The following is a 6806-nucleotide window of genomic DNA, read 5'->3' as shown; positions in this document are numbered from 1 at the left end:
TCTCGAATGAGTCGAGGGTGAGATGATGACCATCGTGATCGCTTTTCATGGTTCTGGGTTCCCTAGATTCAAAAAGTAGTATATAAGATTACGGAATTCTGTTGGGAAGCGATTGACCTTGGCCTTTCGGCCACGCTACGCGAATGGTCACGCTACGCGATGCTCGGTACGAGCCGCTACGCGAACGCATTCTGGGGCACTTTGCGATTGACCTTGGCCTTTCGGCCACGCTACGCGAATGGTCACGCTACGCGATGCTCGGTACGAGCCGCTACGCGAACGCGAAAAAACCGATTTTACTGAGTATAAATACTTGTTTATGCTCCTCTGACCCATTGCATTTCCATGTGGGTGCTATAGCAAAGAAAGTATAGTTTAAGACATAGTCTTTTGATTGAAAGGGAGTGCGATCGCTTTTAGCGTGACCAAAGGTCAATCGCATAAGCGCGGAAGCTGAGGCCTTTGGGCCACGCTTTGCGAACGCTTCATCGCGTAGCGTGACATGCAGGTCAATTAAGTATTTCCTATCTCATAAAGTCACTCAAAACCATTACGCTCCCTATTTCCTATTCCCTTTTTTTTAAACAAGCTTCCATTTCATTACCGTACGATTTATTTCAATTACCCCTCAAAAAAAAAATTATCAAAACCCTTGACAAATAAATATATAATCGTTATTATTATAATATAAACATCAAAACCAATTTTGAACTATGCCTGACAACTTTCGCCCGAATCCAGAAAACAATCCTGAGGAAATCACTCCTAGTAATACTCCTCAGGAACCTTCTCCAAAAAAATACCCCGTTCAGCATATTCTGAAGGGGTCCCGCCGGGCAATAAGCAACACCATGTATACCCTTTATGCACTGCGTTATGCCCAAATTTCGGAGTGGAGCCCCCTTCAGCCGACGGGAATTCCTGGCGAATTTATCACCACTATGACGAAGTACATAATTCTAGATTAGACTAACTTAGTAGGGGGGGTTTCCCCCCTAGCCCAAGAATCAAATCTGTTCACATAGCTTGGCCTTTGGCCAATGGGATCGGATTATTTCTGGGTTGGTGTACGAAGTTGAGGCATAGTAAAATTTCCTAGCCGTGGAAGGTAGTTCTGCGGCTACTTTTTTTGAGTTGAAGGTTGAAGGTTATTTGGTTGAAGGTTAGAAGGTTAGTTAGAAGGTTGAAGGTTGAAGGTTGGGATGTTGAAGGTTGGGATGTTGAAGGTTGAAGGTTATTTGGTTGAAGGTTAGTTAGAAGGTTATTTGGTTGAAGGTTAGTTATTTGGTTGAAGGTTATTTGGTTGAAGGTTATGAGGTTGTTTGCCTTTGGGGTTCGAGAAGGGTAGGTTATTAGGTTGAACGCGATGGACGCGCGTCCCGCTTTCAGCGATCGCGTGGCCTATTGGCCAAGGTTGAACGCGATGGACGCGCGTCCCGCTTTCAGCGATCGCGTGGCCTATTGGCCAAGGTGATTAGGCGTTGCATATTGTTGTGGAATGGGGATGTTGGTGGAATGGGCATGTTGGTGGAATGGGCATGTTGGTGGAATGGGGATGTTGGTGGAATGGGCATCTTGGTGGAATGGGGATGTTGGTGGAATGGGCATGTTGGTGTAATGGGCATCTTGGTGGAATGGGGATGTTGGTGGAATGGGGATGTTGGTGGAATGGGGATGTTGGTGGAATGGGCATCTTGCCCGTTCCATTTCTGACGGATGAATGCTTACGGGATTCCTAAATATGATCAGACGAATATATTCCTTCTCTACCGAATTGAGAATTGCTATAATAACAAAAATAGGAAATCAACAAAATGGAAAAGCTGACGGTTACTGCTGCCCAAAAAGAGTTAATAAACTTAGTTGAATTAGTCACAGAAGAAAACAAAGTTTATGAAATCGAGATTTCTAATGGTTCTGCTGTTTTAATTTCTCGAAAAAACTATGAAAGCTTACAAGAAACCTTAGAATTACTTTCAATCCCTGGAATGATGGAAAGCCTACAAATATCCCTTGAACAAATAACCAATAAGGAAACCTACTCCCTAGATGAAGTCTTGGGAGATATTGATTGATGGTTTACGAAGTTCGTTTTACCAAAGAGGCTAAAAAGGATGTTGCCAAACTTACGCCCAAATTAAAGCAAAAACTTAAAACAATGATTCAGGACACGATCAGTATAAATCCTTATGCTGGTAAAAAGCTGGTGGGCAATCTTGCTGGTTTCTTTTCTATGCGTTTAAGTTATAAAGATAGAATTATTTACACAATTGACAATGAGCAGAAGCTGATCTATATTCACCGCGCCAAAACTCATTATGGAGAATAAAATAATGGTATTGCATAGTGCGTTCGCGTAGCATGACCTTTCGGACAAAGCCCGACGCTGCGCGAACGGTCAATCGCCTGCTCTTGTAGTGCGATCGCATATTTTGTAGGCGGAGCTGATCCCATCAAGTAAGGGAATTATCCCGTAAGCATTCAGCTATCAGCCGTCAGGCGTCAGCTCTGTGGCACAGGCTTCGTGGGACAGGCTTCGACGCTGGGACTTTCGTGACTATTAAACCAATGCTTACTTGTTGTCTTGATTATTGCGCGAGTGGGGGAAACCACGGCAATAGCGAGTGGGGGGGACCCCCAAGACCGTAATGGTGCGTTTGACCCGTAATTAAATTCGCCACGGGTCGCACCTCTGCATCGCTTATTCAAAAGCTGAGAGCTCAGAGATGATAGCTGATAGCTGATAGCTGATAGCTGATAGCTGATAGCTGATAGCTGAATGCTTACATTACCCCTTCACTGTAAGTACTATATAGTTAAGAAAAATACAAGGTGTTAGTTATGACAGATAAGAAACTGGTATTTGAACGCATTACCTTTGATCCCCAAATAATGGGAGGACGTGCTTGTGTTCGAGGCATGAGGATTACAGTATCTTTAGTGCTAAGTTTGGTAGCCGACGGTATGGATGTCAACGAAATTCTTGAAGCTTATCCCTATCTAGAAGCAGAAGATATTAAAGCTAGTCTTCTGTATGCAGCATTTTTGGCTAGTGAGCAAGTTCGGCCTTTCAGTGGAAGTGCCGCATGAAGTTTTTAGCAGATATGGGTGTCTCTCCTTTAACTGTTCAATTACTGCGTCAACAGGGATATGATACGGTACATCTTTACGAACAAGGATTAGAACGGCTCTTAGATGCTTTGATTCTGGAAAAGGCAAGGCAAGAGGAGCGCATTGTTTTAACTTTTGACTTGGATTTTGGCGATCTATTGGCAGCAAGTTCTGCTTTGCTGCCTAGTGTGATCATATTTCGCTTGAAGAATACAAATCCTGCAAGTGTTGGTGCAAGATTGCTGGCGGTGCTGGCTGAGTGTGGGGAAGATTTGGAAGCAGGTGCAATTATCACGGTGGATGATACTCGTTACCGACTGCGACGACTGCCAATTTGAGCAGATCTTGTAGGGTGCGAAGCACGAAAGTGTAACGCACCGAAATTCAACCCAACCGCCCAATTAAAACAACAAATAAAAATAAAAAAAATCCAATATTAACCCCTGATTGCCCTGTGTTAAAATGCTCGATAGCTAGATTACGCAATTAAAAAAACGTTTTACCAAATCATTACAAATTGCCATGGAAATCCAAGACTACTTCGACTTCCTAGCCTCTGACGACATTCGCATCAAAGGTAGCCGCATTGGTATCGAAAGCGTCCTCTACGAATATATCTATCGCGCCAGAACCCCTGAAGAAATTACCCAACAATTTGAGACAATTACCCTGTCTTGATGCAGTCGCTCATGGGGGAAACCCCCAAGACCGCGCTGCATCGCTAGAACAAGTCCATGGCACTATTCTCTACTATCTACACAACAAAGAAGAGGTTAGCACTTACTTAGCTGACTGGCTAGAGTTTTGCCGCCAACAACGAGAAGAACAAAAACAGAATCCTTCTGCTGCACGGCAAAGGTTCCGGCAATTGAACAAATGTGCGACGCATTCCCCCACCTGGGCGTAGGCCACGCTACGCGAACGCCCAGGTGGGGGTTAAGGAGCAAACTAATTAATCGTCATAGCCAAGGTTCTCTATATACTGCTTCAGAACAGAAAGCGGTGCGCCTCCACATGACACAGCACTAAATCCTCTTTTCCAGAAGACAGGCTTCCAGTAATAGGGAGCCAATTCTTTTTTTTGCATATCTTTTTCTAATTTCTCTGCTAGTCACCGTTTTGAGGGTATTGCAAAGCTTGGAAATTGACACCTTAGGGGCTAGGTCAATCAGAAGATGGATGTGATCATTTTCCCCTAGGTCGGCCTTGGCATCCTCAAGAATACAGTCATTTTTTTCACAAATACTTTTGACCAGATCTTTGATGTCTTCTTCTATGTTTCCTGTAATCACTGGGTGGCGGTATTTTGTCACAAACACTATATGAATCTTGATTAGCGAAACCGTCTGTGCAAAAGAGCGGAAAGAGGTTGACATGTTTAATCACTATGATTTAATCTGGTGACATACTAGCAATTCAGTTGAGCCTGTGAAGACGCCAGCCAAAATCATTCGCACCGATAAGTGGACTCTTAACCCGACTGCCAAACAGCGCTTTTTGTTTGGTGAGACGGTGAAGGTGTACCGCCAGGCTTGTCGATATTTGGTTGGTATTATTTATATTCACTGGGGCGAATTGGGCGAGTTAACTGCTGACCAGCTAACTCCTGCTGTTGAGGGATTGATGCACAAAACAGCCAAGCGACCCAAAATAAAATATCCTCAATTCAACAAAACTTTCCATAAATTTCCTAGTTACTACCGTCGAGCAGCAATTGCATTCGCAGCTGGACAGGTTAGCAGCTATGCAACTCGATACCGTGAATGGCAATCTGGCGTCCGAAAAAGGAAAGATAGCAAGCCACCAAGATTAAATGCTGATACTGGTTGCTATCCAGCTTTGTATAAAGGTCAATGCTATAAGCTGCATGGTTTTGACCAAGTCGAAATCAAAGTCTTCAATGGTTTAGATTGGATTTGGACTACAGTTCAGATAACTGGATTAAGAGAGCGCCACGCCTGTGCCACTAACAAGATGATGTCCCCTTCATTGATCTTCAATGATAGGTATTGTCATCTATCTGTTCCATTTACTTGTAAACCAGAAAAACGCAAACCAAGATCTAACGTAACTGCGGTAGACTTGGGTATTAATACAACTGCTACCATAGCAGTTGTAACCCACAGCGGTACTGTAATCCACCGTGAGTTTATTCATCCTGGAAGAGACATAGACCGCAGAGATAAACGACTGAAATCCGTATCCTTAAGGGCATCAAAGACAATGGGAAAAGGAGGAAAACTGCACAAAGGTTTTTGCTCCAAGACCTACCAAAAATGCCAAAGAATTAACAACCAGATTGGCCACATTGTTTCTAAGGGAATTGTTGAGATTGCTGAAAAGTTTAATTCTGAAGCGATTGTATTTGAGAATCTTAAAGGATGGAAGCCAAAGGGCGGAAGGAAACGCTCCAATTTAAGGCAAAGATTTCACGGATGGCTCAAAGCAAAGATTCGTGATTTTACGGAAATGAAATGGGCTGAACTTGGAGGCAAAGTTATAGAGGTCGTGGCGGCTTACACCTCAAAACTTGCCTATGATGGTTCTGGTACGGTTAAACGAAATTCAAAGAATTATACCCTAGCAACCTTCCCTTCAGCTAAGCGATTCAATGCCGACCTTAATGGCGCTTACAACATTGGTGCTAGAGGTGTACTTAAGCTCGTTCGCAGAAATGACAACGAGGGTCGTTCCAGCAAAAGTCCTGGACGACCGCCTAGAAGCTGGGCTTGTCTATGTGACCTGTGGACGCTTCGTAGTTCCAGGTTAGCATAGGACACCACCACCTCGTTCAGGTGGTGGAAGCTTCATAGCAGAAGCCGCTCTGGAGCGAGTCATTAATCCTAGTAGGGTGGGCAGTGCCTACCAACGCCCTTTGCAAGCTTGATTATCTGTCTGGTGCACTGCCCACCCTACATCTGATAGCTGATAGCTGACAGCTGAATGCTTACCTCTAACTAACCATCACACGCCGATTGTACTCCTCAACCAACTGAGCCTCATGTTCACCATGGAAAAATGACAGCAGAGCAAACCGTCGTCCTTTAATAACATCTGTAACCTCGTGAAGCAGGGAACAGGAAAAAATCAAAGCACTGCCTGTTTCCGGCTGATATAAATCCAATCCGTATTCTGGAAATCTTAAACAGCCCCCTTCATAGTCTTCCACATTCAAATTAATAGTCATAGCAAAGCGACGATAGGCAGTTCCTTCCGTAGCATCATCCCGATGGGGTCGAAAATATCCGCCAGTATTAGCATCATAGCAACCAATCCGAAAACTCTCAAATCGAGTAATTTCAAAATGAAAGGCTTTCTTGATTGCAGGGCGAACCTGTTGACGGATGAAATATCTTAAACGTTGATGGGTTTCCCCTTCTTGAAGAAAATGGTCTCTGCGTCTTTTATAATCATCGTCCTCAATGGGAGTCAATTCTCCCTTATGCTCAATCATTGAATAGGACTCTTGATTCCCTTCAGTTTCCCAAATATTAATTAGGGTTTGACAAAACTCTCTATCCAAGACATTAGGAATAAATAAAACTGGCGCTTGATTAGTAATTTTACGGGGAGCTTCTGGAGATTTATTCATTATAGTTAATTAATTAAATAATAAAGGGAGTAGGTAATAGGTAATAGGTAATAGGTAATAGGTAATAGGTAATAGGTAATAGGTAATAGGTAATAGGTAATAG

At 43.4% G+C, this 6806-nt stretch carries 10 protein-coding genes and 2 pseudogenes; 9 read left to right on the top strand and 3 right to left on the bottom strand.

What is annotated here, in order from left to right; translation table 11 throughout:
* Positions 1-143 precede the first annotated feature (143 nt).
* The 5 genes from F6K38_RS32525 to F6K38_RS32505 all read left to right on the top strand — a co-directional run bounded on the left by F6K38_RS32525 (position 144) and on the right by F6K38_RS32505 (position 2329).
* Positions 144-374, top strand: coding sequence for a hypothetical protein (locus tag F6K38_RS32525; RefSeq protein ID WP_287311385.1), 231 nt, complete (start codon positions 144-146; stop codon positions 372-374).
* Positions 375-713: 339 nt separating this feature from the next.
* Positions 714-968: a hypothetical protein gene (locus F6K38_RS32520; protein ID WP_287359211.1), complete on the top strand. Its 255-nt coding sequence runs from the start codon at positions 714-716 to the stop codon at positions 966-968.
* Between the two features lie 436 nt (positions 969-1404).
* Positions 1405-1713, top strand: coding sequence for a hypothetical protein (locus tag F6K38_RS32515; RefSeq protein WP_287359209.1), 309 nt, complete (start codon positions 1405-1407; stop codon positions 1711-1713).
* A gap of 101 nt (positions 1714-1814) precedes the next feature.
* Positions 1815-2075 (top strand): type II toxin-antitoxin system Phd/YefM family antitoxin, encoded by a 261-nt coding sequence (locus tag F6K38_RS32510; RefSeq protein WP_287359208.1) that lies wholly within the window; start codon positions 1815-1817, stop codon positions 2073-2075.
* Positions 2075-2329, top strand: a complete 255-nt coding sequence (locus tag F6K38_RS32505; protein ID WP_287253693.1) for a type II toxin-antitoxin system RelE family toxin — start codon at positions 2075-2077, stop codon at positions 2327-2329. Before F6K38_RS32510 ends, F6K38_RS32505 begins: the two co-directional genes overlap by 1 nt.
* Here F6K38_RS32505 and F6K38_RS32500 read toward each other — a convergent pair.
* Entirely contained in the window at positions 2317-2454 is a 138-nt protein-coding gene (locus tag F6K38_RS32500; RefSeq protein ID WP_287253691.1) for a hypothetical protein, read from the bottom strand. The genes F6K38_RS32505 and F6K38_RS32500 overlap by 13 nt on opposite strands.
* A 387-nt stretch (positions 2455-2841) precedes the next feature.
* On the opposite strand from F6K38_RS32500, the gene F6K38_RS32495 reads away from it, so the two are divergent.
* The 3 genes and pseudogenes from F6K38_RS32495 (at position 2842) to F6K38_RS32485 (ending at position 4018) form a co-directional block, all read left to right on the top strand.
* Positions 2842-3090 carry a DUF433 domain-containing protein gene (locus F6K38_RS32495; protein ID WP_287253690.1) on the top strand — a complete coding sequence of 83 codons (249 nt, stop codon included), beginning with the start codon at positions 2842-2844 and terminating at the stop codon, positions 3088-3090.
* A complete protein-coding gene (locus tag F6K38_RS32490; RefSeq protein WP_287253688.1) occupies positions 3087-3449 on the top strand; it encodes a DUF5615 family PIN-like protein in 363 nt (120 codons plus the stop codon). Before F6K38_RS32495 ends, F6K38_RS32490 begins: the two co-directional genes overlap by 4 nt.
* A gap of 184 nt (positions 3450-3633) precedes the next feature.
* Positions 3634-4018 (top strand): annotated as a pseudogene (locus F6K38_RS32485) (DUF433 domain-containing protein).
* Between the two features lie 45 nt (positions 4019-4063).
* On the opposite strand, the pseudogene tnpA reads toward F6K38_RS32485, so the two are convergent.
* A pseudogene (gene tnpA, locus F6K38_RS32475) lies at positions 4064-4487 on the bottom strand (IS200/IS605 family transposase).
* 52 nt (positions 4488-4539) lie between these two features.
* On the opposite strand from tnpA, the gene F6K38_RS32470 reads away from it, so the two are divergent.
* A complete protein-coding gene (locus F6K38_RS32470; protein ID WP_287253683.1) occupies positions 4540-5886 on the top strand; it encodes an IS200/IS605 family accessory protein TnpB-related protein in 1347 nt (448 codons plus the stop codon).
* A gap of 178 nt (positions 5887-6064) precedes the next feature.
* On the opposite strand, the gene F6K38_RS32465 is transcribed toward F6K38_RS32470, so the two are convergent.
* Positions 6065-6703: a 2OG-Fe(II) oxygenase family protein gene (locus tag F6K38_RS32465; protein ID WP_287253682.1), complete on the bottom strand. Its 639-nt coding sequence runs from the start codon at positions 6701-6703 to the stop codon at positions 6065-6067.
* Positions 6704-6806 lie beyond the last annotated feature (103 nt).

The organism is Moorena sp. SIO3B2 (assembly GCF_010692525.1).
Taxonomy (GTDB): Bacteria; Cyanobacteriota; Cyanobacteriia; order Cyanobacteriales; family Coleofasciculaceae; genus Moorena; species Moorena producens.
This window is presented reverse-complemented; position numbering and strand designations above follow the sequence as displayed.

Excerpts from the sequence above, each read along its gene's own strand:
- F6K38_RS32525 (WP_287311385.1), top strand. The coding sequence starts at position 144 with ATGGTCACGCTACGCGATGCTCGGTACGAGCCGCTACGCGAACGCATT.
- F6K38_RS32520 (WP_287359211.1), top strand. The coding sequence starts at position 714 with ATGCCTGACAACTTTCGCCCGAATCCAGAAAACAATCCTGAGGAAATC.
- F6K38_RS32510 (WP_287359208.1), top strand. The coding sequence starts at position 1,815 with ATGGAAAAGCTGACGGTTACTGCTGCCCAAAAAGAGTTAATAAACTTA.
- F6K38_RS32505 (WP_287253693.1), top strand. The coding sequence starts at position 2,075 with ATGGTTTACGAAGTTCGTTTTACCAAAGAGGCTAAAAAGGATGTTGCC.
- F6K38_RS32500 (WP_287253691.1), bottom strand. The coding sequence starts at position 2,454 with ATGGGATCAGCTCCGCCTACAAAATATGCGATCGCACTACAAGAGCAG.
- F6K38_RS32495 (WP_287253690.1), top strand. The coding sequence starts at position 2,842 with ATGACAGATAAGAAACTGGTATTTGAACGCATTACCTTTGATCCCCAA.
- F6K38_RS32490 (WP_287253688.1), top strand. The coding sequence starts at position 3,087 with ATGAAGTTTTTAGCAGATATGGGTGTCTCTCCTTTAACTGTTCAATTA.
- F6K38_RS32465 (WP_287253682.1), bottom strand. The coding sequence starts at position 6,703 with ATGAATAAATCTCCAGAAGCTCCCCGTAAAATTACTAATCAAGCGCCA.